This is a genomic window from uncultured Selenomonas sp. (assembly GCA_905372355.1).
Taxonomy (GTDB): domain Bacteria; phylum Bacillota; class Negativicutes; order Selenomonadales; family Selenomonadaceae; genus Selenomonas.
The window spans coordinates 1-23,260 of the sequence record CAJPOT010000017.1 but is presented as its reverse complement, the minus strand read 5'-3'; the positions used below and the strand labels follow the sequence as shown (position 1 = coordinate 23,260).

The 23,260-nt window shown below is 57.6% G+C and carries 27 protein-coding genes; 9 read left to right on the top strand and 18 right to left on the bottom strand.

Annotated features, from left to right (window positions below; genetic code table 11):
• Window positions 1-246: 246 nt before the first annotated feature.
• From QZ177_RS09040 to QZ177_RS09020, 5 genes are read right to left on the bottom strand one after another with little or no spacing between them, the layout of a single operon-like run.
• Complete coding sequence (locus QZ177_RS09040) at window positions 247-537, bottom strand: type II toxin-antitoxin system RelE/ParE family toxin (RefSeq protein WP_294177023.1); 291 nt, start codon at window positions 535-537, stop codon at window positions 247-249.
• Window positions 527-925, bottom strand: a complete 399-nt coding sequence (locus QZ177_RS09035) for a type II toxin-antitoxin system prevent-host-death family antitoxin (protein WP_294177022.1) — start codon at window positions 923-925, stop codon at window positions 527-529. The genes QZ177_RS09040 and QZ177_RS09035 overlap by 11 nt, the downstream gene beginning before the upstream one ends.
• Window position 926: 1 nt before the next feature.
• On the bottom strand, window positions 927-2,273 hold the full coding sequence (bioA, locus tag QZ177_RS09030) for an adenosylmethionine--8-amino-7-oxononanoate transaminase (RefSeq protein ID WP_294177020.1): 1,347 nt from the start codon (window positions 2,271-2,273) through the stop codon (window positions 927-929).
• 30 nt (window positions 2,274-2,303) lie between these two features.
• On the bottom strand, window positions 2,304-2,987 hold the full coding sequence (gene bioD / locus QZ177_RS09025) for a dethiobiotin synthase (protein WP_265070407.1): 684 nt from the start codon (window positions 2,985-2,987) through the stop codon (window positions 2,304-2,306).
• A gap of 41 nt (window positions 2,988-3,028) precedes the next feature.
• Complete coding sequence (locus QZ177_RS09020; protein WP_006192896.1) at window positions 3,029-3,565, bottom strand: biotin transporter BioY; 537 nt, start codon at window positions 3,563-3,565, stop codon at window positions 3,029-3,031.
• A 231-nt stretch (window positions 3,566-3,796) separates the two neighbouring features.
• Between QZ177_RS09020 and QZ177_RS09015 the strand changes: the two genes are divergently transcribed.
• From QZ177_RS09015 to QZ177_RS09005, 3 genes are read left to right on the top strand one after another with little or no spacing between them, the layout of a single operon-like run.
• Window positions 3,797-4,573, top strand: coding sequence for a DeoR/GlpR family DNA-binding transcription regulator (locus QZ177_RS09015; protein WP_294177018.1), 777 nt, complete (start codon window positions 3,797-3,799; stop codon window positions 4,571-4,573).
• Window positions 4,574-4,606: 33 nt separating this feature from the next.
• Complete coding sequence (locus tag QZ177_RS09010; protein ID WP_294177016.1) at window positions 4,607-6,619, top strand: alkaline phosphatase family protein; 2,013 nt, start codon at window positions 4,607-4,609, stop codon at window positions 6,617-6,619.
• Complete coding sequence (locus QZ177_RS09005) at window positions 6,616-7,614, top strand: radical SAM protein (RefSeq protein ID WP_294177015.1); 999 nt, start codon at window positions 6,616-6,618, stop codon at window positions 7,612-7,614. The genes QZ177_RS09010 and QZ177_RS09005 overlap by 4 nt, the downstream gene beginning before the upstream one ends.
• Window positions 7,615-7,738: 124 nt before the next feature.
• On the opposite strand, the gene QZ177_RS09000 is transcribed toward QZ177_RS09005, so the two are convergent.
• The 7 genes from QZ177_RS09000 to QZ177_RS08970 form a co-directional block, all read right to left on the bottom strand.
• Window positions 7,739-8,038 carry a helix-turn-helix domain-containing protein gene (locus QZ177_RS09000; RefSeq protein ID WP_006192891.1) on the bottom strand — a complete coding sequence of 100 codons (300 nt, stop codon included), beginning with the start codon at window positions 8,036-8,038 and terminating at the stop codon, window positions 7,739-7,741.
• Complete coding sequence (locus QZ177_RS08995) at window positions 8,007-8,417, bottom strand: type II toxin-antitoxin system RelE/ParE family toxin (RefSeq protein WP_294177010.1); 411 nt, start codon at window positions 8,415-8,417, stop codon at window positions 8,007-8,009. Before QZ177_RS08995 ends, QZ177_RS09000 begins: the two co-directional genes overlap by 32 nt.
• Before the next feature lie 88 nt (window positions 8,418-8,505).
• On the bottom strand, window positions 8,506-8,886 hold the full coding sequence (locus QZ177_RS08990; RefSeq protein ID WP_013740516.1) for a hypothetical protein: 381 nt from the start codon (window positions 8,884-8,886) through the stop codon (window positions 8,506-8,508).
• Between the two features lie 85 nt (window positions 8,887-8,971).
• On the bottom strand, window positions 8,972-10,363 hold the full coding sequence (locus tag QZ177_RS08985) for an aspartate ammonia-lyase (RefSeq protein ID WP_294177006.1): 1,392 nt from the start codon (window positions 10,361-10,363) through the stop codon (window positions 8,972-8,974).
• Window positions 10,364-10,669: 306 nt separating this feature from the next.
• Window positions 10,670-10,879, bottom strand: coding sequence for a hypothetical protein (locus tag QZ177_RS08980; RefSeq protein ID WP_294177003.1), 210 nt, complete (start codon window positions 10,877-10,879; stop codon window positions 10,670-10,672).
• Complete coding sequence (locus QZ177_RS08975) at window positions 10,864-11,259, bottom strand: hypothetical protein (RefSeq protein ID WP_294177000.1); 396 nt, start codon at window positions 11,257-11,259, stop codon at window positions 10,864-10,866. The genes QZ177_RS08980 and QZ177_RS08975 overlap by 16 nt, the downstream gene beginning before the upstream one ends.
• Window positions 11,260-11,590: 331 nt before the next feature.
• Window positions 11,591-11,929: a flavodoxin gene (locus QZ177_RS08970; protein WP_294177039.1), complete on the bottom strand. Its 339-nt coding sequence runs from the start codon at window positions 11,927-11,929 to the stop codon at window positions 11,591-11,593.
• On the opposite strand from QZ177_RS08970, the gene QZ177_RS08965 reads away from it, so the two are divergent.
• The 4 genes from QZ177_RS08965 to QZ177_RS08950 all read left to right on the top strand — a co-directional run bounded on the left by QZ177_RS08965 (window position 11,900) and on the right by QZ177_RS08950 (window position 13,857).
• Entirely contained in the window at window positions 11,900-12,052 is a 153-nt protein-coding gene (locus tag QZ177_RS08965) for a hypothetical protein (RefSeq protein WP_294177041.1), read from the top strand. The two genes, QZ177_RS08970 and QZ177_RS08965, sit on opposite strands and share 30 nt — an antisense overlap.
• A gap of 298 nt (window positions 12,053-12,350) precedes the next feature.
• Window positions 12,351-13,211 (top strand): LysR family transcriptional regulator, encoded by an 861-nt coding sequence (locus tag QZ177_RS08960; protein ID WP_294176998.1) that lies wholly within the window; start codon window positions 12,351-12,353, stop codon window positions 13,209-13,211.
• Between the two features lie 84 nt (window positions 13,212-13,295).
• On the top strand, window positions 13,296-13,592 hold the full coding sequence (locus QZ177_RS08955; protein ID WP_265070416.1) for a type II toxin-antitoxin system RelB/DinJ family antitoxin: 297 nt from the start codon (window positions 13,296-13,298) through the stop codon (window positions 13,590-13,592).
• A complete protein-coding gene (locus QZ177_RS08950; RefSeq protein WP_265070417.1) occupies window positions 13,579-13,857 on the top strand; it encodes a type II toxin-antitoxin system YafQ family toxin in 279 nt (92 codons plus the stop codon). The genes QZ177_RS08955 and QZ177_RS08950 overlap by 14 nt, the downstream gene beginning before the upstream one ends.
• Before the next feature lie 90 nt (window positions 13,858-13,947).
• Here QZ177_RS08950 and QZ177_RS08945 read toward each other — a convergent pair whose 3' ends face one another.
• Window positions 13,948-14,394, bottom strand: coding sequence for a cupin domain-containing protein (locus QZ177_RS08945; RefSeq protein ID WP_265070418.1), 447 nt, complete (start codon window positions 14,392-14,394; stop codon window positions 13,948-13,950).
• 43 nt (window positions 14,395-14,437) lie between these two features.
• Window positions 14,438-15,289: an aldo/keto reductase gene (locus QZ177_RS08940; RefSeq protein ID WP_294176993.1), complete on the bottom strand. Its 852-nt coding sequence runs from the start codon at window positions 15,287-15,289 to the stop codon at window positions 14,438-14,440.
• Between the two features lie 251 nt (window positions 15,290-15,540).
• Here QZ177_RS08940 and amrA point away from each other — a divergent pair, with 251 nt between their 5' ends.
• The gene (amrA, locus tag QZ177_RS08935; protein ID WP_294176992.1) at window positions 15,541-16,926 is read left to right on the top strand and encodes an AmmeMemoRadiSam system protein A; all 1,386 of its coding nucleotides are present in this window, start codon (window positions 15,541-15,543) and stop codon (window positions 16,924-16,926) included.
• Complete coding sequence (gene amrS / locus QZ177_RS08930; protein ID WP_294176991.1) at window positions 16,923-17,792, top strand: AmmeMemoRadiSam system radical SAM enzyme; 870 nt, start codon at window positions 16,923-16,925, stop codon at window positions 17,790-17,792. The genes amrA and amrS overlap by 4 nt, the downstream gene beginning before the upstream one ends.
• A gap of 247 nt (window positions 17,793-18,039) precedes the next feature.
• Here the strand turns inward: amrS and QZ177_RS08925 are convergent, their stop codons facing one another.
• From QZ177_RS08925 to QZ177_RS08910, 4 genes are all read right to left on the bottom strand, one after another.
• Window positions 18,040-20,265 (bottom strand): alpha-galactosidase, encoded by a 2,226-nt coding sequence (locus QZ177_RS08925; RefSeq protein WP_294176988.1) that lies wholly within the window; start codon window positions 20,263-20,265, stop codon window positions 18,040-18,042.
• A 49-nt stretch (window positions 20,266-20,314) separates the two neighbouring features.
• Complete coding sequence (locus tag QZ177_RS08920) at window positions 20,315-21,334, bottom strand: LacI family DNA-binding transcriptional regulator (RefSeq protein ID WP_294176986.1); 1,020 nt, start codon at window positions 21,332-21,334, stop codon at window positions 20,315-20,317.
• Between the two features lie 33 nt (window positions 21,335-21,367).
• The gene (locus QZ177_RS08915; protein ID WP_294176984.1) at window positions 21,368-22,873 is read right to left on the bottom strand and encodes a UDP-glucose--hexose-1-phosphate uridylyltransferase; all 1,506 of its coding nucleotides are present in this window, start codon (window positions 22,871-22,873) and stop codon (window positions 21,368-21,370) included.
• A 19-nt stretch (window positions 22,874-22,892) separates the two neighbouring features.
• A partial coding sequence (locus QZ177_RS08910) for a GDP-mannose 4,6-dehydratase (protein WP_294176982.1) occupies window positions 22,893-23,260 on the bottom strand: 368 nt, incomplete at its 5' end.

The window sequence follows — 23,260 nt, the reverse complement described above, 5'->3', positions numbered from 1 at the left end:
CCAACTTTAGGAATCATCTCTCGGCTTCAATCGTCCATTGGCTCCCGTGTCAACTCCTGAAACAAGATGCGAAGATAATTTCGCTTGCCGTATAACACGCGGTCAACATAGACATCCTGCTCAAATATACGATAAACTTTCAGGACATATGTTCAGCCGCTACAGGAAACGGACATACACTGCTTTTACGCCCGTTTCCTGTAGCGGCTTCATCAAGGAGGCACACTGTACATATGTCCTCACGCCTTACAGAAGCCTAGCCAATCGGTCTGCGCCTTTGGCTTGACCTCTTGGGGCTTCATGGTAAAACACTATATAATTGCCGCAAACGAGAAACCGATACTCGCTTTCTACATCGATCACGGAAGAAAGCGCTGCGCCGAGTTGCGGGAAATCCTCCAGCTGATCCACGCGATCCAATATGCGATTTATCGTATTTTGTGCCGCTCGGGGATTGCACAATTCAGAAGAGATATAGTTCCAAATTTCATCCAGATCACCTTCAGCTTTCGGAGAATATTGGATATTATATTTCATTTATTTCCCTCTGAAAATGCGCCCTCACATCTGCAGACGTACGCCAGCCTCTTTCATCTCCAGATACTTTTCCCTGAGAAAGTTCTTTCATGAGCCTCAATGCCGCCTTCGTTTTTTCATAATCCTCCAAATCAACAATCGCATATCGACCGCGCCCATTCTTTGTAAGAAAAACTGGCGAACCGACAGCTACGTCACGAAGCACCTCGCCGTAATTTCTTAAATCAGAAATCGGTTTGATATTAGGCATAGCCGCCCCCTCCCTTCTTCTATCTCTAGCATACCTTCTTTTGTTGTAAAATTCAACCGTAAATTCGACAGCAAAAAGCCGCCTGTCGCATCTTCTGCGACGGCGGCTTTTCTTTCCAATATTTGCGGCAGCTTTCACGCTACGCTTCCAAGACCTCGTCCATCGCCTGTTTCATGCGGCAGATCGCGGTGTCGAGTTCTTCCTTCTCGATGTTGAGAGGCGGGTTGAAGTAGAGTACGTCGCCTAGAGGGCGCAGCAGGAGTCCGCTGCGAAGCGCCGCCCGGTAGATGGCATAGCCGAGGCGGCGGCTCGCGTCGAACGGGCGCTTCTCCCGCTTGTCCTCGACAAGCTCTGCGGCATGAATCAAGCCGATATGACGGATCTCGCCGACATTTCGGTGCGCACCGAAGACCTCCTCCATGCGTGCGGTCAGCCAAAGAGCTGTCTCTTCCGCTTTCTCCAGGACATTTTCCTCGTCGAGGATGTCGAGCACGGCGAGCGCCGCCGCGCAACCGAGCGGATTGCCCGCGTAGGTGTGGCTGTGCATGAACGCCTTCCCTTCGCTCCAGTCCGCGTAGAAGGCGTCGTAGATCTTCTCTTTGACGACGGTGATGGACATCGGCATGTAGCCGCCCGTCAAGCCCTTGGAAAGGCACATGATGTCGGGCGTGATACCCGCACGCTCCGTCGCGAAGAGCCTGCCCGTCCGGCCGAAGCCCGTCGCGATCTCATCGGCAATGAGGAGCACGTCATGCTCGTCGCAGAGCGCACGCAGTTTCTTGAGATAAAGCTCCGGGTAGATTCGCATGCCCGCGCTGCCCTGCAGAAGCGGCTCGACGATCATCGCCGCACACTCTTCGGCGTGCTCGGCGAACGCCTTTTCCGCATAGGAAAAGCACTCGCAGGAGCACGTCTCGCGCGTCTTTTGAAAAGGACATCGGTAGCAGTCGGGCGCTTCGACGTGGATGTTGTCCATCATCATGGGCTTGTACATCTCGGCGAAGAGATCCATCGAGCCGACGGAGAGCGCACCGATCGTCTCGCCGTGGTAGCCCTCGGAAAGGCATAGGAAGCGCGTCTTCTTCGTGCGTCCCGTCTGCTGGCAGTATTGAAACGCCATCTTGAGCGCCGCTTCGACGGCGGACGAGCCGTTGTCGTTGAAGTGGAACTTCGTGAGCCCTGCCGGCACGAGCGCAGCGAGGCGCTCCGCCAGCTCGATGGCAGGACGATGCGAGAAGTTCGCGAAGATGACGTGCTCCAGGCGGTCGAGCTGTGCCTTGATGCGCGCATTGATCTTCTCGTTCGCGTGCCCCAAGAGGTTCGCCCACCACGAGCTGACGATGTCGAGATAAGCCTTGCCGTGCACATCGTAGAGCCATGCGCCCTTCGCATGGTCGATGACCATGGGCAGGAGCTCCTCGTAGTCCTTCATCTGTGCGCACGGATGCCAGATATGGCGAAGGTCGCGTTCTTCAATCGTTGGCATGAAATCCTCTCCCTCTATGATTTCGGATGTTCAGTCGTACAGCGCGGCGAGCGCCGCCGCCGCGAGCGGCAATTCCTCTGCCCCCTTCGCGACGCACGCGACGACGGGCGCGCCCGTCATCTCCTCGACCATCTTCTTATTGTCCTCCTGCATGACGTCTCCCGCCTGCCAGTTGTTGAAGATGAATCCCTTCAGGGGAATGGCCCGCATCTTCAAATGCTCGGCGGTCAGGACAGCGGCGTTGATCGTGCCGAGTCCCGCATCGGCAACGACGAGAGCCGAAAGGCCGAGGCGCACGGCGAGGTCGTCGAGCACGACGTGTTCATGCTCGTCCCAGCGCAAAGGGCAGATGATGCCGCCGCTGCCCTCGACCGTCAGATAGTCGAAACGCTCCTTCGCCGCGCGAAAATCACGCTCGACCTTGCCGAAGTCGATCGGACGATTTTCGATTCTCGCGGCGAGATGCGGCGAGACGGCATCCCGATAAATATAAGAAACGATTGCCTCGTCTTCTGCCAAAGCCGCCGTGCGTGCGACATGAAGCGCATCGCCGGGCAGGAGCGAGCCGTCCGCGCTCGTCTCAGCGCCCGACAGCGCCGCCTTGTAGTAGCCCGTGCGAAGTCCCGCCTCCTTCAGTCGCTTGACGATGAGTCCCGTCACATACGTCTTGCCGATGTCCGTTCCCGTTCCCGTGATGAACAATGCTTTTCCCATGAAAATTTCTCCTTTGCAAAGGCAGCATCGAGCGATGCATCTCAGAGCCAAAGTCCCGCCTTGCGGCAGCGAATGCCGATGAATGCGGCGGCGAGGCACAGCAAAAAGTCCGGCACGACCTGCAAAATGCCGCAGTACCAGAGCGCGAGCCACAGCGTGATGGGCGCGTCGACGATGTAGTTCGACGCGATATAGAAGTAGGAAATGCCGAACAGATAGACGACCGCCATGCCCGCGAGGCACGCGCCGAGCACGCGCCCGAAGGTCGGCTCGCCGCCGCGCACGAGCGCCCCCGTGAGATACGCCTGACAGATGAAGCCGACGAGATAGCCGAAGGTCGGCTGCAGGACGTAGCTCGGGCCGCCGCCCGACGCAAAGACGGGGATGCCGACGAGCCCCATGAGCACATAGACGCCGACCGCCACAGCCCCGAGCCGCGCCCCGAGCAAGACGCCCGCCAAGAGCGTGAAGAGGAACTGCAGCGTGTAGACATCCGTGCCAACGGGGATGCGGATAAAGGCGCCGACGGCGACGAGCGCGATGAAGAGCGCACAGAGAACGATTTCTCTCACTTTCATGAAATTTGACTCCTTCCTTTGGGAAGCGCTGAATCCGCCAGCGCCCCCTCATATCTATCGTTCCATAAATCTTCCTTATCATACGCCCTTGTATGATTATTGTCAACTTAGCATTTTTGAAAAGTTTACCTTGATGCGCTGGCATAAAGAAAATTTAGGGCTTGAAAAACTTTTTCCTTTCGGGTAAAATTGGAAAAAATACGATAAACTAATAGCAACGGAGGCGAGAATATGTTTCTTGTAGAACGCCATGATGCCATCCTTGACATCCTTGCACGCGACGGCAAGGTGCGCGTCAAGGATCTCAGTGACCGTTTTCATGTGACGGAGGACTGCATACGCAAGGACCTCGGTGCGCTCGAAAAACAGGGGCGGCTCAAGCGCACTTACGGCGGCGCCGTCATCCGACGCGAGAATCCCCACACCGTCGAGGTCAGCAAGCACCGCAACATCGACGTCGAGGCCAAGCGCCGCATCGCGCGCGCCGCCATGCACCTCATCCACGAGCATGACATGGTCTTCCTCGACATCTCGACGAGCAACCTCGCGATTGCCGAGCTTCTCGTGCACGACGAGCGCGAATTGACCGTCGTCACGAACATGATCGACATCCTCGCCATCCTCGCCCAGAACCCGAAGATCCGCGTCGTCTTCGTCGGCGGCGTCATCAACAAGAGCCGCGACGGCTTCTGGGGCGGCATGACGCTCGACCTCATCTCGCGCCTGAAGCCCGACATCGCCTTCGTCGGCGCCGTCGGCGTCGACGTCAAAGAAAACAGCGTATCGACCTACGACATCGAGGACGGCATCAACAAGGCGGCGATCATCCGCGTCTCCAAGCGCGCTTACGTCGTCGCCGAAGCGAGAAAGCTCAGCTCGGACGGCAACTACAACTATGTGACGCTCGACACGCTCTCGGGGCTCATCACCGACTCGCGCCCCGCCGCCGATATATGCCAAGCGGCAGAGGACTACGGCGTGGACATCATCCTGCCGCAACTCGACTGAAAAGGAAGGACTCCCTGTTCCATGCAAAACTCCATGCAAAACGCATCTTTTTTGCGCCTGCCTTCCTGGCAGGCGTTCTCTTCCGTTGCCGCAAAAGGACTCAAGGTGTTTCTTTTCTACCTTGCAGTCCTTTCTTTCTGCCGCGCCTTCTTCATCTTCTGGATGCACGACTACATGGCGGCGGCAACGGGCAGCGCGGACATCGCGCTCGCACTCTGGCGCGGCATGCGCCTGAGCTTTCAGACGGCGGGTCTTCTTGCGCTCTTTTCCCTCGTGCCCGCCGCGCTCGCACGTCTTCTTCATGCACCGCTTGAAAACCTCGCATGGCGCGTGACGAGCGCCCTTTCCCTCACGGTGCTCTCCATCCTCTACGCCGCGAGCTTCCCCTACTACCGCCAATATCACACGGGCTTTCATCAACTCATCTTCAACACGGTGAACGAGGACGTCTATGCGCTTTTCATATCGCTCGTGCAGGAATTCTACCTGCCCGTGCGGCTCGCGGGCGCACTCCTGCTCGCCTTCTTGCTCTATCGTGCGCTGTGCCTTCTGCTCGCGTGCGATTTTTCCGCTCTCTCCGAGCGGCTGCTTCCCTGGCGGTCTCTTCGCCGCGCCCTCTTCCTCCTGATTCTCGCACTCGTCGCCCTATTGAGCGCCTTCGGCGGCAGCCTGCGTTGGCAGGACACCGTCAACTGGGAGAATGCCGGCGTCACGAACGACGCCTTCCTGAACGAAGCCATCCTCGACAATTTCCAGGCGCTCTATCGCGCCTATGTGCTGAACAGCCGCTTCCTCGCGTGCAACGGTCTTGACTTCACCGTCGAGGAGATCGAGCGCCTCGCCGCGCTCCACGCAGGCCGTCCTGCCGATACGCGCGACCTCGATGTCTACCTCACGCGTGAAGCCGAAGGCGCACAGATCGAAAAGCCGCGCCACATCTTCCTCATCATCTCCGAAAGCTACGCCAACTGGCCGCTCTTGGAAAAGTATGCGGACCTGCACATCGCCGACCCCACAAAAGACCTGCTGGGCGCAGCTGATACCGTTTACTGTGATACCTTTCTGCCGAACGGTTCGAGCACGGTGTCCGCCGTCACGGGCGTTGTCACGGGATTCGCCGACGCCAACCTCTACCTCACGACGATGCCCGAATCCTTCGCTGCGCCCTATCCGACCGCCATCGCTCCCACCTTCGCCCGCCTTGGCTACCACACGGATTTCTGGTATGCAGGTCCTGCGACATGGGAGCGCATCGAGCCGTTCTGCCGCGCGCAGGGATTCGAGCAATTCTACAGCCGCGGCGACTTCTCCTCCGACCAGGGAAGCGTCTGGGGCGTCGACGATGAAGTCCTCTACGGGGAAGTTCTCTCGCGCATCGATCCCGAACAGCCCGGGCTTCATGTGCTCCTCAACGTCTCGAACCATTCTCCGTACACGGTCGACCTCGCCGCCAAGGGTTTTCCCGCAGAAGCGGTGCGTGCCGCGCTCCCCCAGGAGGCGCAGGGAGATGACGCCCTCCTCAAAGAACTCGGCCACTACTGGTACGCGACGCAGGAGCTCGCCGCCTTCCTCCGCGCGGCGAAGGAAAAATTCCCCGAAGCTCTCTTCGTCATCGTCGGCGACCATGCCGACCGCTACAACATTGAGAAGACGCCGTCGCTCTACGAGCGCTACGCCATCCCCTTCATCCTCACGGGGCACGGCGTAAAGAAGGGTCTGCTCGACCCGGAAGCTGCGGGCAGTCAGATCGACATCGCGCCGACACTCATCGAGCTGATTGCGCCTCGGGGCTTTCGCTACGAAGCCGTAGGAAGAAGCCTCACGCGCGGCAACCGGCAGGGCGTCAACTACGGCTTTTGGATCACGCACAGCGCCATCGGCAGGACAGATACCGTTCCACTCGTCGCCGAACCGATCAAAGACCGCCCGGCCGCTCTCGACGAAGAGGCGATGCAAGACTACATCAACGCCGTACGCGCCCTTTCATGGTGGCGGCCGAAGTATGGTCCCATGCTCGACGAGGCGAAGCTTGAAGGTCGCGAATGATGGCGGCGGAACGCGAAAGGGAAGGCGCCGCCGACACGCAAAAAAGCCGTGCAGCAAAGAGCCGCACGGCAAAAATCATAGAGAAAACTCTCGCACCGCTCGCCGCCTGCCGCCTCTGTCCGCGCGGCTGCGGCGCGAACCGCCTGCACGATGCGCACGGCTTCTGCGGCGCTGGCCGATACGCGCGCGTCGGCCTCGTATCGCTTCATGCGTGGGAAGAGCCTTGCCTGGCTGGCGAAAAGGGCGCAGGAACGGTATTTTTCTCGGGCTGCAACATGCGCTGCGCCTTCTGCCAAAACTACGAGATCAGCCGCGAAAATTTCGGCATCGCCGTCACGGAAGAACGCCTTGCCGACATCTTCCTCGAACAAGAAGAGCGCGGCGCGGCGACACTCGACCTCGTGACGCCGACACACTTCGCACCCCAGATCGCCGCCGCGCTCCGCCTCGCCAAGGCGCAGGGCCTTTCCATACCCGTCGTTTACAACTCCTCCGCTTATGAGACCGTTGATACCATTAAAAGCCTGGCGGGACTCGTCGACATCTTCCTGCCCGACCTCAAATACATGGCGGAAGAGGCGGCTCTTCGCTACAGCACCGCCCCCGACTACTTCAAGACGGCGAGCGCCGCCATACGATGTATGCGCGAGATCGCGGGCCGTCCCGTCTTCGATGATACCAATCGTATGCAGCGCGGCATCCTCGTGCGCCACCTCGTTCTGCCGGGACGGCGCAAGGAAAGCATGAAGATCCTCGACTGGCTCTGGCAGAACTTCTCTGATACCATTTACATCAGCCTCATGAACCAATACACGCCTATAGGCGACCTCTCAAAAGTCCCCGAACTCAACCGCCGTCTCACGACCTTCGAATACGAGAGCGTCGTCGACCACGCACGCAGTCTCGGCATCGAAAACTGCTACATCCAGCAAGGCGGCACCGTCTCCACCTCCTTCGTGCCGCACTTCGACGGACGAGGGGTGGAAAAACACTGAACTACACGCACAAACGTCCACTTTGTGGACATTGTGCGCCGCCCTTACATGAAAGAGCCAATCGGTCTGCGCCCTTCGGGCTTGACTTCTTGGACTTTCATAGTAAAAAAGAAGCCATGGCGGCTCACATCTGAGCCGCCATGGCTTCTTTTGGAAATCGCGCAATCGTTCTCAAATACGACACCGCCGTAGCATCGAGCTGCCTGCGTCCCTGCTCCCAATTCTGCAAGGTTGCCAAAGGAATCCCGAAGGCTCGCGAGAACTCTTGTTGTGACATCGCCAGACGCTTTCTCACCGCCTGAGGTTCTATGCGATATACGACGCTTTTTTTCAAGCCTTCCACGATACTGCCTTGCGCATCCAGCAGCGCCTCCTGCAAGCCTTCAAGAATTTCACTTGCCGCATCTGACATCATCGGCTCCATGCTGCTCCTCCTTCCTGTGAAAAACCGCTTTCATCTCTTCTACAATATCCCGCAATACTCTTTTCTCGTCTTCGGTTAAATCAACCTGGACATTTTTCGGATAGGCATACAACAGATAAATCGGCTGACTCTCATTATAGACATAGCAGATCACACGGGCACCACCGCGTTTTCCTCTTCCAGAGCCCTGCCAGCGAATCTTCCGTATGCCGCCCGTTCCGGGAATCAGATTACCACTGTATGGATTCAGTCCGATATATAGCTTGAACTCCATCTGAGTTTCTATATCCCATATTTTTTCAACTGCTCGTTGATATGGCATCGTTTCAACGAGCACTTGAGGAATCACTTCATTCTTCATATCTTTATTATACGTCAATGACGCATCTCATGCAATATTGCAATTCAAAAAATATCCCCTTTGTTTCTAGACTGCACCTTGTAGGCAAACAAAGGGGATACGATTTTCAGTTTCTGTTGTTCCTCAGCGTCTTCCACATGGTATCATAGACCGCCATGTAGTGTGCATATCTCTCTGGAACGCCGTCAAAATCTCCGCCGAGTCGGAAAAAGGCGCCGCCGTCGATCGACAGAAACACACCGTCTTCGCTCGCTTTGTACAAGTATTGCGCCGTGTTCTGCAGCGCATCGCCGTGCACGAACTTCACCATCCCGCGATAGCTGGTGGCATTGCCTGTCGGAATCCGCTCTTTCTCCAGGGTTTCCGTCACGACGTAGATGTCCTTGCCATCATAGGAGGTTGCCCAAATATCTTGGGCAAAGGTCTGCGGCATCCATAAAACTTGAGCGAACAAGGCAAAAACGACGGCCAGAAAAATCCGTTTCATGCAAACGCCTCCTTTACTGTACATCTCTCATATTATCGACACTTTCAGGCGACGGCATAAACCCACGGCCTTTCCCTATATTCCCTCACTCGTGCGTAATGCCCGGATGCGTCATCTGCTCGGGCGACATGATGTGGTCGAGCTGCTCTTTCGTCAGGAGCTTCTTTTCCAAGATGACCTCTCGAATCGGCCTGCCTGTCGTATAGGCTTCCTTCGCAAGAATCGCCGACTGCTCGTAGCCGATATGCGGCAGGAGCGCCGTGACGACGCCCACGCTGCGATCGACCCACTGCTGACACTGCTCGCGATTCGGCTCAAGGCCGATGAGCAGCTTGTCGACGAAGGTGCGCACGGCATTTGTCAGGTAGTTCATCGAGTTGAAAAGGTTGTACGCCATGATCGGCTCCATGACATTCAGCTCGAACTGCCCGTTCTCGACGCCGAACGATACGGCGAGATCGTTGCCGATGACCTGATAGCATGCCTGGTCGAGTACCTCGGCGATGACGGGATTTACCTTGCCTGGCATGATGGAGGAGCCGGGCTGGCGCTTCGGCAAATTCAGCTCGTTGAGCCCGCAGCGCGGTCCCGACGCCATGAGACGGAAGTCGTTCGCCATCTTGATGAGCACGAGCGCGGTGTTCTTGAGCGCGGACGACACGTCAACGAAGCCGTCCGTATTGTTCGTCGCGTCGATGATGTTCGTCGACGTCTCGAAATTCTCACCCGTAATCTCGCGCAGCTTGCGCGCGACCGCCTTGATGTAGGCCGGCTCGGCATTGAGTCCCGTGCCGACCGCCGTGCCGCCCATATTGATGAGGCGGATGCTGTCCATCGACCAGCCGACGCGCTTGATGCTGCGGCGCACGGCGGACGCATAGGAGCCCATCTCCTGCCCCAGAGTGATCGGCACGGCATCCTGCAGGTGCGTGCGCGCCATCTTCAGGATGTCCTTGTACTCCTCCGCCTTCTTTTCCAGCTCCGTCGCCAGATAGTCGAGCGCCACCGTCAGCTTGTGTCCCTTGTGCGTCAGACAGACCTTGATCGCCGTCGGAAAAGCGTCGTTCGTCGACTGCGCCATATTGGCATGATTGTTCGGCGAGATGATGTCATAGCTGCCCTTCGGCTCGCCGATGATTTCAAGCGCGCGGTTCGACAAGACTTCGTTCATATTCATGTTGATCGATGTGCCCGCGCCGCCCTGAATCGGGTCAACGGGGAACTGGTCGATGAATTTGCCGTCGATGATCTCCTCCGCCGCCTCGACGAGCGCGTTGCCGATGCGCTTTTCGAGGCGCCCTGTCTCCATGTTCGCCTGCGCCGCCGCCTTCTTCACCTTCGCGAGCGCCTGGATGAAGTCGACGTCGAGCCGACTGCCCGTGATGCTGAAATTCTCTATGGCACGCAGCGTCTGCACGCCGTAATACGCCTCATCCGGCACCTCAAGTTCGCCGAGAAAATCATGTTCTTTCCGCATTGCAATCCCGCCCTTTCCTTTTGTCCGAACCGTCTATCTCTTGTATACATTATACAACTTTTCTGTCACTTTGTCTTACGGAAACAGGAATATCGTGGAAATTATTTTCGATGCGTCCATAGGCGGGCGAACGTCGTCAGCTTTATGGAAGCGCTGATAAAATGAGGTCGCCCAGATTTGCACAGATGCGCTGTATCTATCGAGGAGACAAACCACAGGCGTAGCGGTGCTACGTCGAGGATTTGTCGACGACGAGAGGACAGTGCAGATGTGTGAAGATGGGTGGCTGAATTTATCAGTGCTTCCTTATCCTTCCGTCGCCTCGGCAAGCGTCGTGACACGGTACAGGAACGGCGATCCGACGCGCTTCACCGCAACGGGCGGCGTGCGGACGGTGTGCTCCGTCGACATCGGCTGCAGCCGGGAAGGCGCGTCCGTCACATAGCGCTCCTCTTGCCCATACCGATAGAAGAGCGCGGCAGCCTTTCCCGTCTGCCCGTTCACTGCGATGCGCACCTGCCGCGCACCTTCCCCGTCTTCTGCGCGTCGATCCAGAACGTAGACGGGCAGAAGGAACAGAGCGCGAGCTTCTCTTCGACGCTCTTTTGGCGGTAGTGCTGGCTGAGGCAGCCCTTGTCGTGCGCGTCGACCTCCCACATCACCTCCACCGCTCCGAGCTTCATCGCCCCATCCACGATCTGCACGGGTTTATGGCGGAACGCAATCGGCGACCCCCAGAAGACCGGTGCGTCCGTCCACGATACCTCCGTACCGCAGAAGGTGCAGACATACGCCGCCGCCTTCTGCTCGGAGTACATCGCCCCGCCGCAGTTATGGCATGTATCGCCCGAACCCACTCCGGCATGAGATGCACCCGCCTTTCTTACGATCTCCATTCACTTCGCCAGACGCCTGGCGACGAAGCAGCGATTCCTATAAACTATAGTTTGATTATATTCCTTTCAGGACATACAATCAAGCGCATGCAAAAAGCACAGTGCCAAGCTGCACTGCGCTTTCTTGCTATTAGAACATATCACTCCTGCATCGCAGAAACCGTCCTGTGCTGCACTTTGTTCGCATTGAATGCCATGACGGCGGCGAAGAAGGCGAAAGCGGCGATGATCACCGCCGAGCCTGTGAAGTCACCCGGCACACTCGAAAGCGCCGCGGCGTGGAGCAGCGGTATGATGCGGGCTGCCGATCACGAACAGAACGCGCACGGCCTCATTGCCTCATCGCATTCAGATGGAGACTTTTTGCCCAATCCATAACCTTTTCTTTTGTCATGCCTTGATCAAAGCATATACCCTCCTGCCAGTTTCCCGTACCCGCTATTTCAGCAAGATGCTCTGCACTTGCGCCGAGGGGCGAAGAGTACGATGTCGCAAACGGGATAACTGTCTTGCCCGTAAAATCGTTGTGCCGGACAAAATCCTCAACCACCCACGAGGCATCACCCCACCAAATGGGGTATCCAAGAAATATGACATCGGCATCCGCAAAGCGCACGGGGGTCTCCTGCACAAGAGACGTATGGCGCGCAGGGTCGTTGTGCTCGCGCACGACGCGGCTTCCTTCGTCACGGTAATTGAGATCGGCTCTTGCGGTTCGAGTGCAAAGATATCCGCCCGGACGGCAGCCGCGACCGCCTCCGCCGCTTCCTTCGTGCGCCCCGTCGCCGAGTAATAGACGACGATCGCCTTGCTCGCCAGCTCTTTCTGTCTCGGTATTGCAGCTGCCTCCTGCGCATCTGCGCCGTTTGCCGCATTGCTCCCACACGCTGCAAACAGCAGCGCACAGACAACCGTCAGAAAGGATGCTGCAATTTTTCTCTTGCACATATATTTTCATCCTCCTTTTCTTATCCAACAGCTTCATCATTCATTTTACAAGAACCTCTGAATCATGTACAATGCCAATAACGACATCTGTTATCCGCTGTGCGCATAGTGAAACATGTACGTCAAGATCTCGGAGGTGCAACATGCTCGAAATGTCTATGCTCGCCCAGCTCGTCGCTTTTGCCGACTGCGGCACGCTGTCGGCAGCGGCGGAGAAGCTGCATACGTCGCAGCCTGCTGTAACGCGCACCATGAAGAAACTCGAGGAAGAGCTTGGCCTTTCGCTGTTTGCACGCAGCAAGAACCATTTGGCGCTGAACGAAGTCGGCGAACTCGCTGTACGCCATGCGCGCCGCATCCTGCAGGAGACCGCCGACATGACGGAGCGTCTGCGCGCCTACGAGCGCAGTCTGCGCACCATTTCCATCGCCTTCTGCTCGCCCCTGCCGCAGATCGTTCTGACCCCGCTTCTGAACAACGTATTCGACGGCATGACGCTTTCCGCCGATATGAAGGACGACGCCGACTTCTTTGCGAAACTCCTCGACCGCACATATCAGCTTGCCGTCACGCATACGCCGCCCGAGGATGCAACCGTCTTCCATGCAAAAAAATGCGGGCACGAAGATCTCTTTCTCTCGCTGCCCACGACGAGCCCGCTCGCCTTTCATCCCCGCCTTCATCTCGATCATCTCAAAGGCGAAACGCTGCTGCTCCTCAACCGCGTCGGCTTCTGGATGAAAGCCGTGCACGAAAAGACGCCGCAAACGCGCTATCTCATGCAGGAAGAGCGCACGACGCTCACCGAACTCGCCGCGAACTCCCCCTATCCGATTTTTCAGTCCGGCTACTTCATCGCGCGAGGCGAAGCGATCGAAGGCCGCATCTGTGTACCGCTCGCCGACCCCGAATGCCACACGGACTACTGGCTCGTGTGCCTGAAGGAAGACCTGCCGAAGTATCGCAGGCTATTCGACAAAGTGACGGAAAAGACGATTGCATGAAAAAGCCGCCATGCAAATATCTTTTCCACCTTCTTTGCATTCGTGTACCTAACATGATACAATTTGGTAAAGGAGCTGATTTGCATGGCAAAAACAGAAACATTGCATATACGCCTTGAACCCGAAGTCAAGACTTCTGTCGAAAACACTTTGCGCATGCTTGGCCTTTCCGCTTCCGAAGCAGTGAATATATTTTTTCATCAAATCCTTCTTCATGAAGGTCTGCCGTTCACTGTACAAAAACCTCGCTTTACTCCTGAAACCTTGGCTGCACTGCAGGAGTCTGACGACATCGCCGCTGGTAAGATCTCTGCGAAAACATATCTCTGTGCTGCCGACTTGATTCGTGAAGCTAAGGACGAAGTAGATGCTGAAGATTAAGCAGACCGCACAATTCAAAAAGGATCTCAAAGCTGCCATTCGTCAACATCGTGACCTCACCTTGCTTGAAAACGTCATCGACACTTTGGCACGACGGGAACCGCTGCCTGCGCAGCATCGCGATCATGCTCTTACAGGGAGTTTCCGCAACCATCGCGAATGCCACATCACGCCTGACTGGCTGCTCATCTATCAAGTCAAGGAGGACACGCTGATCCTTTCACTTGCCCGCCTTGGAAGTCACGCCAAGTTGTTTCAAACCTAACCATCTCTTCCGCCCCTGCTGATGCAGGGGTGCTTTCTATACTCTTTCGCTCCTCCCTGAACCGCGAACCGCCGCAAGCCATGCCCTGCTTTATTCGAGCTTCCCGTACGCCTCGTCCGTCACAGGTTCGCACCATTCGTTCGACGTCTCTTCGCCCGGCACTTCAACGGCGAGGTGACTGAACCAGCTATCTTTCTTCGCGCCGTGCCAATGCTTGACGTTCGGCGGAATCTCCACGACATCGCCGACCGCAAGGCTCCTCGCCTCCTTGTCTTCCTCTTGATACCATCCCTCGCCCGCGACGCAGATGAGAATCTGACCGCCGCCCTTCTTTGCATGGTGGATGTGCCAGTTGTTGCGGCAGGACGGCTCGAAAGTCACATTGTAAATCGACACGACCGCCCCCTTCTGCGTCAAGATATTCAGATACGACTGCCCGCTGAAATACTTCGCATAGGCATCGTTCGGTACGCCAAGACCAAAAGCGCCGCCGCGCTCTTCCGTGTGCCCTCCTGCGCTCCATTCTTCCTTCGTCATGATACCGTTCCTCCCATCGCTTTCCTTCATTGTATCTCAGAAATCAAAGCTCAAACACGAGCTGCATCGAGGCGTACTTCTCTTCCGTCGCGTCATCCGGCGTATAGTAACGCTTCTTGCCGTCGAGCTTGGCGATCTCCGCCATCTCCGCCTCTGTCAGAACGAAATCGAAGATATCGAAATTCGCACGGATGTGGTCGGGATTCTTCGTGCCGGGAATCGTGATGAAGCCCCTCTGCACCGCCCAGCGCAGGATGATCTGCACCGTGCTCTTGCGGTACTTGTCGGCAAGCTCCAGGAAGATCGGCTCTTCGAGAAGCGTCGTGTCGCCGTGCCCCAGCGGGTACCAGCCCATGAGCCGCGTGCCGTAGGACGCGAGACGCTTCATGACCGCGTGATCGATATGGTACGGATGCGTTTCGAGCTGTATGACGTGCGGTTTGACCTCTGCCTCCGCCAGAAGACGCTCCAGTTTTTCGCCGTGGAAGTTCGAAATGCCCAAGGAGCGTGCCTTGCCTGCCTTGTACGCCGTTTCGATTTTCGCATAGCCCGCCGTGAAATTGCCCGCAGGCTGGTGGATGAAGAGGAGGTCGATGTAGTCTGTGCCGAGGCGCACGAGCGTTTCATCGACTGCCGTATCGCTTTCGTAGAGCGTCGGCCAGAGCTTCGTCGACAGGAAGATTTCCTCGCGCTTGACGATTCCTTCTTCCATCGCACGCTTCATCGCCTTGCCGACGGCGGCTTCGTTCATATAGGCGTTCGCCGTGTCGATGAGACGATAGCCGTTCTTCAGCGCCTTATAGACAGACGCTTCCGCATCCGCTGGGCTGATCATAAAGGTGCCAAGCCCCAGAAGCGGCATCTTCAAATCGTTGGCAAGCGTCGTATATTCCATGGTTAAATCTCCTTTCAAAATACCTCATTGCTCTCTACAAGGCTATTTTACGTAAAACATCGTGCTTTGTACAATGCCAATCATGCAATCTGCTATATCAATATCGTATAGCAAATCCTCCCCGACGCAACTTTTCCCCGCAGCACTGCAGAAAATCCGCCTTTCGAAAATTTCCTGCAAATAAAGGGCTTTTCCCTTCTCATATCGAATACATATTTTAATGAACACCGCACTTCGAGGAGGTCTTACCCATGGCAATTCTAGCTGCTTATGCTGTGCCGCATCCGCCAATCATTCTGCCGGAAATCGGCAAGGGAGAGGAACGCAAGATTCAGCTGACGATAAACGCTTATGAACGAGCGATGAAGGAGGCGGCTTCCTTCGAGCCGGATACGGTCGTCGTCGCGAGTCCGCACGCCGTCATGTACGCCGACTATTTCCATATCTCGCCGGGCGACGAAGGCACAGGAAGCTTCGCGCAGTTCGGCGCACCCGAGGTCGAGGTTCGCGCCGAGTACGACACGGCGTTCGCCAAGACGCTCGCGACCGTCGCAAGCGAAGCCGGACTCGATGCGGGACCTTTGGGCGGGCGCAATGCGGCGCTCGATCACGGCACGATGATCCCGCTGCGCTTCCTGCAGCCGCACACGGAGAACTTCCGTCTCGTGCGCGTCGGCCTTTCAGGGCTGACGCCGCTTGATCACTACCGCTTCGGCATGTGCATCGCACGCACCGCCGAGGAGCTTGACCGAAAGACCGTCTTCATCGCGAGCGGCGACCTCTCGCACAAGCTCACGCCCGACGGGCCTTACGGCTTCGCCGCCGAAGGGCCGCGCTTCGACAAGGCGTGCATGAAGTACCTCGAAGAGGGCACCTTCCTAAAGCTTCTGCAGATGGATCCCGCACTCGCCAAGAAGGCGGCGGAGTGCGGCCTGCGCTCCTTCTGGATCATGGCGGGAGCGCTCGACTGCCAGGCGCTGAAGATCAAGAAGCTTTCTTACCAAGGGCCTTTCGGCGTCGGCTACGGGCTTCTTTCCTTCGTCGTCAAGCGCGAGGACTTGAAACGCAACTTCGGCATGCGCTATGAGATTGCCCAAAGACGCGCCCTCGACGACATCAAGGCGGCGGAAGACGCCTATGTGAAGCTCGCGCGAGAGAGCGTGGAGAAATTCGTCGTGACGGGACAGTACGCGGCAATTCCCGACGATCTGCCCGAGGAAATGCAGGCGCGTGCGGGCGTCTTCGTATCGCTCAAGAAGGACGGCGAGCTCAGGGGCTGCATCGGCACCTTCCAGCCCACGCAGAAAGACATCGCCGAAGAAATCCTCTACAACGCCGTCTCCGCCGCCCTTCACGATCCGCGCTTCTCGCCGCTCAAAGAAGACGAACTGCCCGACATCGTCTACAGCGTCGACGTGCTAACAGAGCCTGAGCTGATCCACGATGCCGCGAAGGACCTTGACCCGAAGCGCTACGGCGTCATCGTCGAGGCGCGAGGCCGCAAGGGGCTTCTCCTGCCCGACCTCGAAGGCGTCGACACGGTCGAGGACCAGATCAAGATCGCGCGCAAGAAGGGCGGCATCGCCATCGACGACGATGTGCGCATCTGGCGCTTCGAAGTGGAGCGCCACCATTGAGCGCGGATAGCCGCACCGCAAAGACAGAGGGAGCAGACGAACGCATCGTCTGCTCCCTCTGTCCGCACCACTGCCGCCTCGCCGAGGGCGAAACGGGCTTCTGCCGCGCCCGCATGAATGAAGGCGGCACGATCCGCTGCCGGAACTACGGCAGGCTGACCTCCGTCGCCCTCGATCCCATCGAGAAGAAGCCGCTCTATCACTTCCACCCGGGAAGCTTCATCCTCTCCGTCGGCAGCTTCGGCTGCAACCTCCGCTGTCCCTTCTGCCAGAATTACACAATCTCCATGGCGGACGGGCAAAGCGAGACGCAGGACGTCACGCCCGCAGAGCTTGCCGCACTCGCCCATGACCTCAGCCGCCGCCCGCACGGCAATATCGGCGTCGCTTTCACCTACAACGAGCCGCTTCTAAGCTATGAGTTCATCATGGATGCCGCGCCACTACTGCACGAGGCCGGCCTCTTCGTCGTCCTCGTGACGAACGGCATGATCGCGCCTGCGCCCTTGGAAGCGCTCCTCCCGCATGTCGATGCCATGAACATCGACCTCAAGGGCTGGCAGCCGGACTTCTACCGCCGTCTCGGCGGCGACCTCGCTGCGGTCAAGCATACGATCGCCCGCGCGGTAAAGAGCTGCCACGTCGAAGTCACGACGCTCGTCATCCCCGGTCAGAACGACAGTGCAGGCGATATGGAAGAAGAAGCCCTCTGGCTCGCCTCGCTGTGTCCCGACCTGCCGCTCCACATCAGCCGCTACTTCCCTCGCTGGCATGAGAATACTCCCGCGACGCCCATCGAGACGATCGAGCGGCTCGCTGCAATCGCGGGGAAGCATCTTCGATTCGTGCATAAGGGGAACTGCTGACAAAAACCACGGCGGATGCTCCCCATCGTAATAGCTGCTGCGCGGTGCTTCCAAGATACGGCGCAAAGCGCTAACAGAATGGATCTCGCACGGCCGCTTGCCGATACAATCTTGGACACCACCTTTGTATATTATTTCCCGAGTATAGAGAATCCCTCCTGTTGTAGTTCTTCTACAGCAGGAGGGATTTTTGTCCGTATTTTGGGGTGCAGTCCGGTTTCCCTCGCTGCCTTCCAGCAATACAAATCTATTCAACAGCCTTCAGCACATAAATGCGCGACTCAAAATCCACCGTCAATCCGTTCTCCGCAATCGGTTCGCCCGCCGTGCCGTCCGTCGTGATAAGCCCGTAGTTCATCAGCTCATCGCCGTAGCAGCGCTCACCGCTGCGGCTGTTCTCGTAGAGAACGTCCGGCAGGAGTCCCGCAAGTTTCACGCGCTCGAAGCGGTAATTCACGCGGTTCAGTGTGCGATACCAGCCGACAATCGCCGTCTTCCGATCCGCACTCACGCTCATCCACGCCATGACATTATTTTCAAAGGGGCTTTGCAGACGATAGAACGTCCCGTACTGGAAGATCTCCCGATACTCCTTCATAAAGGAAACCTGTTCTTTGACCTCTGCAATCTCCTCTTTCGTCAGTTTGTTCAGATCAAGCTCATAGCCGAACGTTCCGAAGTATGCCGTATTCGCACGCGTGTGCAGCGGCGTCATGCGGTTCATCTGATGGTTCGGCACGACGGAGACATGGCTGCCCATGCTGCTCACAGGATAGCACATGGATGTGCCATACTGGATCTTCTGCCGCTCGGCGGCATCCGAATTATCGCTCGTCCACGCCTGCGGCGCATAGTAAAGCATACCAGGGTCAAAGCGGCTGCCGCCAGAAGCGCAGGACTCGAAGAGCACATGCGGGAACTTCGCGGTCAGGCGTTCGTAGAGCTCGTAAAGGCCGAGGATATAGCGATGGAACACCTCGCCCTGCTGATCTGCAGGCAGCGTGTGCGACCAGCATTCCGTGATGCTGCGGTTCATGTCCCATTTCACATAGGAAACCTTGCCGCTCGCGAGAATCGCCTCCACCTGCCCATAGATGTTGTCGACCACCTCTTGGCGCGAAAAATCGAGCACGCACTGCGAGCGTCCGAGCGACTTGCGCCGTCCCGGTACGGAAAGCACCCAGTCGGGATGCGCACGATAAAGATCGGAGTCCTCATTGACCATCTCAAGCTCGACCCAGATGCCGAACTTCATGCCGCGCGCCTCAATCTTCTCCGCAAGTCCGTCGATGCCGTTCGGCAAACGGTCGCGGTTTACCGTCCAGTCACCCAGTCCCGCATAGTCAGACGTGCGCGCACCGAACCAGCCATCGTCGAGAACGAAGAGTTCGATGCCGCACTCCGCCGCCTTGTCCGCTATCTTGAGCAGCTTCTCCTCCGTAAAGTCAAAATACGTCGCTTCCCAGTTGTTGATGAGGATCGGGCGCACCTTGTCGCGCCACGACCCGCGCGCCAACCGCTTCTGATAGAGACGGTGATACGTCTGACTCATGCCGTTGAGTCCCGCATCCGTCCAGACGAGAACCGCCTCGGGCGTCTGAAACTCCGCGCCCGGCACAAGTTTCCAGTCAAAATCCGTGCTGTGGATGCCCGCCTGCAGACGTGTCACGCCGTGGTTGTCGACCTCGGCAAGCATCTCGAAATTCCCACTGTAGACGAGACTCATCGCCAGCGCCTCACCACATGTTTCCGTCGTCCCACGGCGCAGGAGCGCTGCAAAAGGATTGTACTGCCCAGAAGAGTGCCCGCGGCGGCTGCCAATCGCCGTGATGCCCGTTGTGAGCGGACGAATCTCAATATGACGCTCGCGTGACCAAGCCCCCGTCAGTTCCAGCCAATCGTACTGCGTATCGGGCAAGTCAATCGACATGCTCATAACCTTCTGCAAATGCAGCACTTCCTTGCCCTCATTGATGTAACGCACACTGCGCGCGATGGCACCGCCCTCGGCAAATATGGTATAGAGAAGCTCGGCACGCAGTCCCGTCAATTCGTCCTTCACCTCGACGATGAGCGTCTTTGCCTCCGTCTCCGCCTCCGTATATGTCGCGGGAAGTCCTGCGAGTTTCGGCTTGCCGTCCATGACGCGATAGCCTGCATACTGCAGATCGAGGATACGGCTGCCGTTTTCCTGAAGAACGTTCAGCGCAGGGCGGCGGAAATCCGACGAGCCGTACGTCGGCAATTCCTGGCGAATCGCGTCCAGCGAGTAGCTGCGCGTATCCGCAAAGACACATGCCGTCATGCCGCGGTGCACGCGCTCGAAGATGTGCTCAAAACCCTCACGGTCGCGAAGCGCCTTGCCGTAATAGAGCGAACCCAGCCCGCCATGGGGCAGCACCATGAAGATGTAACTCACGGAATCGTTGAAGAGATGAAAGACCCTGCCCTGCTCATGATAAACGATGTTCATGTAATTTCCCCCTTCGCTTGCAGCCTTTTCCATGCAAGTCCCCCGCCTTTCAACTTTCTTCCACGCAAAACCCTGTCGTCCCACGCTCAACCACAGTATTGGCAAGCACGACACTCTCCGTCACGCCATCCTCGATCCTTTTCAGTATGAGGCGCGCCGCCTCCCGCCCGAGATCGCCCATGTGCTGGTCGATGGTCGTAAGGTTGGGCGCAGTGTATCGACTGAGTGCCGTATTGTCATAACCGATCAACGAGATATCCTGCGGCACGCGCCGCCCCATGCGCTGACAGGCATTCAGCGCTCCCATCGCCATGAGATCGTTGCAGCAGAAGATTGCCGTCGGCGCAAACCCCAGCATCATGTCCATCAGGATGAACATCGTGTTCTCGACGGTCTCGATGCGATTGCCCTCGCCGATATTGACAATATCCTCTTCATGGAATGTCCCGCGCTCTTGCATGACGGAACGGTAAACTTTCTCCTTGATGCGGTAAGAATCACTGTTTTCCCCCTGCACGAAAAGGATGCGTTCGTGCCCGTAGTGAAAGAGATGCTCAAGCGCCGCCCGCGCCCCGCTGCTCTGATCGCTCGTTACATACGATATGCCCGCGATCTCCCGCGCACTGTTGACAAAGACCAGAGGCAGACGCACCGCCGTGTTCTCGTAGAACTCCGAGACTGCCGTCTCCGTATTCGGACTGACGACAATAACGCCCGAAACATTGCGTGTGATGAAATCCCGCACGCACTCTTCCTCACGCGCCGCGTCGTTCTGTGCACACGCGAGGAGCAGGGAGTACGAGCTCTGCCGCAGATGCTCCTCGATTCCGTCGAGCACCTCGGCAAAGAACATATTGTCAAAGCTCGGTACGACGACGCCGATGCTCGATGAGCGCTGCGTGTTCAGCTCACGTGCCTGCAAATTCGGCACATACTCCAGTTTTTTGATGGAATTTTCCACCTTGAGCCGCGTCTTTTCGCGCACGGGATAATTGCCGTTCACCACGCGCGAGACCGTCGCCACTGAAACGCCGGAATCCTTTGCCACATCGATGATCGTCGCCTTCATCTCGTTCTCCTCTGCTCCCTCATACTCCCGATTTCAAACGTCCTTTATCCTGTCGATCCAGCGATCGAACGCCGCCATCCCCGCCGCATCGCGCTTGAAAACCCCTGCGTGCGTGAGCACCTGCAAAAACACCGCACCGATCTCATCGCGCAGGATTCCATCCACATCCGCCTCCGTCACTGCGGGATGTGACGCGCGTACCGAGCGATACCAGTCCGCATGCTTTTCAATGTCCGCGATGCCGGAGATGTCCTCTGTTCCCTTCAGCAGTGCCGCACGCACTTGCTCCATCTCCGATTTAAGGCGCGCAGGCAGAATTGCCAGCCCCAGCACCTCGATCAGCCCGATGTTCTCCTTCTTGATGTGGTGTACATCGGCATGCGGATGGAACAACCCGAGCGGATGCTCCGCCGTCGTGCGATTGTTGCGGAAGACGAGATCGAACTCGAAATCCACGCCGCGCCGCCGCGCAATCGGCGTAATCGTGTTGTGCGGCGCATCCGTCTCCGCCAGGATCTCCACCGATGTGTCGCTGTATGTGCGCCATGCGGCGAGAATCCTCGTTGCAAGGTCGATGAGGGCTCCCTTGTCGGATGACGTGAGGCGCAGTGTCGACATCGGCCATTTCACGCGCCCCGCGCGGATACTCGGATAGTTCGCAAAGCGGTATTCCTGCTCCACCGCCGCGCGTTCCATGGCAAACGTATAGCGCCCGCCCTGGTAGTGGTCGTGCGAGAGGATCGAGCCGCCGACGATCGGCAGATCAGCATTCGAGCCCGCGAAATAATGCGGAAAAATCTCAAGAAACGCTGCAAGATTTTCAAACGTTTCGCGCGAGATCGCCATCGGCACATGCTCGTTGTTCAGCACAATGCAGTGTTCGTTGTAGTAGGTGTAGGGCGAATACTGCAAAAACCACGAACGCCCCGCAAGCTCGAGCGGGATGAGGCGATGCGTCTCGCGTGCGGGATGATTTACGCGCCCCGCGTAGCCCTCGTTCTCGCGGCAGAGCAGACATTTCGGATAGGCGGAAGACCGCGCGAGTTTTGCCTTTGCGATGTCGCGCGGATCCTTCTCCGGCTTCGAGAGATTGATCGTCACATCGAGAGCGCCGTACTCCGTCGCCGTCTGCCACGCAATATTCTTGTCGATGCGCGCCTTGCGGATGTAGTTTGAGGCGATGCTCAGATGATAGTACCAGTCCGTTGCCTCCTGCGGCGAACGCTCATAGCGATCCTTAAAGTTCTGCACAACCTCGGACGGACGCGGCATCACGCAGTCCATGATGCGCGTATCGAAGAGATCGCGCTCATCCGTCGTGCCCTCGATCAGCCCATGATCTGCCGCATAGTCAAGCATATTCTCCAAAATCGGCGTTGCCGTTTCAAGCGTTTCATCCACCTGCTCCGGAACATATTCTTCCACACCGAGCACGTCGAGCAGACGATTCGCGGCATAGACTTCATCCTCGGGCGCAATCAGCCCCTTCTGACGGGCAAAGTGCAGGAGGCGGCTGATTTCATGCTGCATATCACACATGATGCATCCTCCTGTCTTTCTAGTCCTCATAACCATGCGGATGATGTTCATGCCAGCGCCACGCCGTGCCGATGACCTGCTCCACATCCGTAAACTGCGGCTTCCAGCCGAGCACGGAACGCGCCTTCTCACTGGACGCGATGAGCTGCGCCGGGTCGCCCGCGCGCCGTGCGCCGATCTCCACCTTGATGGAGCGCCCCGTCGCCTTTTCTGCGGCTGCAATCATCTCCTTGACCGAGAAGCCCTGCCCGTTGCCGAGGTTGAAGATATCGCTCGCACCGCCCTTTCGCAGGTATTCGAGCGCAAGCACATGAGCATCCGCGAGATCGACAACATGGATGTAGTCGCGCAGGCACGTTCCATCCGGCGTCGGATAATCGTCTCCGA

Bases quoted from the DNA above. Each gene is read 5' to 3' on its own strand.
- QZ177_RS08990 (WP_013740516.1), bottom strand. From the start codon at position 8,886: ATGAAACGGATTTTTCTGGCCGTCGTTTTTGCCTTGTTCGCTCAAGTT.
- QZ177_RS09005 (WP_294177015.1), top strand. From the start codon at position 6,616: ATGATGGCGGCGGAACGCGAAAGGGAAGGCGCCGCCGACACGCAAAAA.
- QZ177_RS08945 (WP_265070418.1), bottom strand. From the start codon at position 14,394: ATGACGAAGGAAGAATGGAGCGCAGGAGGGCACACGGAAGAGCGCGGC.
- QZ177_RS08965 (WP_294177041.1), top strand. From the start codon at position 11,900: ATGGCGCGCAGGGTCGTTGTGCTCGCGCACGACGCGGCTTCCTTCGTC.
- QZ177_RS09000 (WP_006192891.1), bottom strand. From the start codon at position 8,038: ATGGAGCCGATGATGTCAGATGCGGCAAGTGAAATTCTTGAAGGCTTG.
- QZ177_RS08915 (WP_294176984.1), bottom strand. From the start codon at position 22,873: ATGTGTGATATGCAGCATGAAATCAGCCGCCTCCTGCACTTTGCCCGT.
- amrA (WP_294176992.1), top strand. From the start codon at position 15,541: ATGGCAATTCTAGCTGCTTATGCTGTGCCGCATCCGCCAATCATTCTG.
- QZ177_RS08975 (WP_294177000.1), bottom strand. From the start codon at position 11,259: ATGGAGATCGTAAGAAAGGCGGGTGCATCTCATGCCGGAGTGGGTTCG.
- QZ177_RS08920 (WP_294176986.1), bottom strand. From the start codon at position 21,334: ATGAAGGCGACGATCATCGATGTGGCAAAGGATTCCGGCGTTTCAGTG.
- QZ177_RS09015 (WP_294177018.1), top strand. From the start codon at position 3,797: ATGTTTCTTGTAGAACGCCATGATGCCATCCTTGACATCCTTGCACGC.
- QZ177_RS08940 (WP_294176993.1), bottom strand. From the start codon at position 15,289: ATGGAATATACGACGCTTGCCAACGATTTGAAGATGCCGCTTCTGGGG.
- QZ177_RS08955 (WP_265070416.1), top strand. From the start codon at position 13,296: ATGGCAAAAACAGAAACATTGCATATACGCCTTGAACCCGAAGTCAAG.
- QZ177_RS08985 (WP_294177006.1), bottom strand. From the start codon at position 10,363: ATGCGGAAAGAACATGATTTTCTCGGCGAACTTGAGGTGCCGGATGAG.
- QZ177_RS09010 (WP_294177016.1), top strand. From the start codon at position 4,607: ATGCAAAACGCATCTTTTTTGCGCCTGCCTTCCTGGCAGGCGTTCTCT.
- QZ177_RS09040 (WP_294177023.1), bottom strand. From the start codon at position 537: ATGAAATATAATATCCAATATTCTCCGAAAGCTGAAGGTGATCTGGAT.
- QZ177_RS09020 (WP_006192896.1), bottom strand. From the start codon at position 3,565: ATGAAAGTGAGAGAAATCGTTCTCTGTGCGCTCTTCATCGCGCTCGTC.
- bioD (WP_265070407.1), bottom strand. From the start codon at position 2,987: ATGGGAAAAGCATTGTTCATCACGGGAACGGGAACGGACATCGGCAAG.
- QZ177_RS08950 (WP_265070417.1), top strand. From the start codon at position 13,579: ATGCTGAAGATTAAGCAGACCGCACAATTCAAAAAGGATCTCAAAGCT.
- bioA (WP_294177020.1), bottom strand. From the start codon at position 2,273: ATGCCAACGATTGAAGAACGCGACCTTCGCCATATCTGGCATCCGTGC.
- QZ177_RS08960 (WP_294176998.1), top strand. From the start codon at position 12,351: ATGCTCGAAATGTCTATGCTCGCCCAGCTCGTCGCTTTTGCCGACTGC.
- QZ177_RS08925 (WP_294176988.1), bottom strand. From the start codon at position 20,265: ATGAACATCGTTTATCATGAGCAGGGCAGGGTCTTTCATCTCTTCAAC.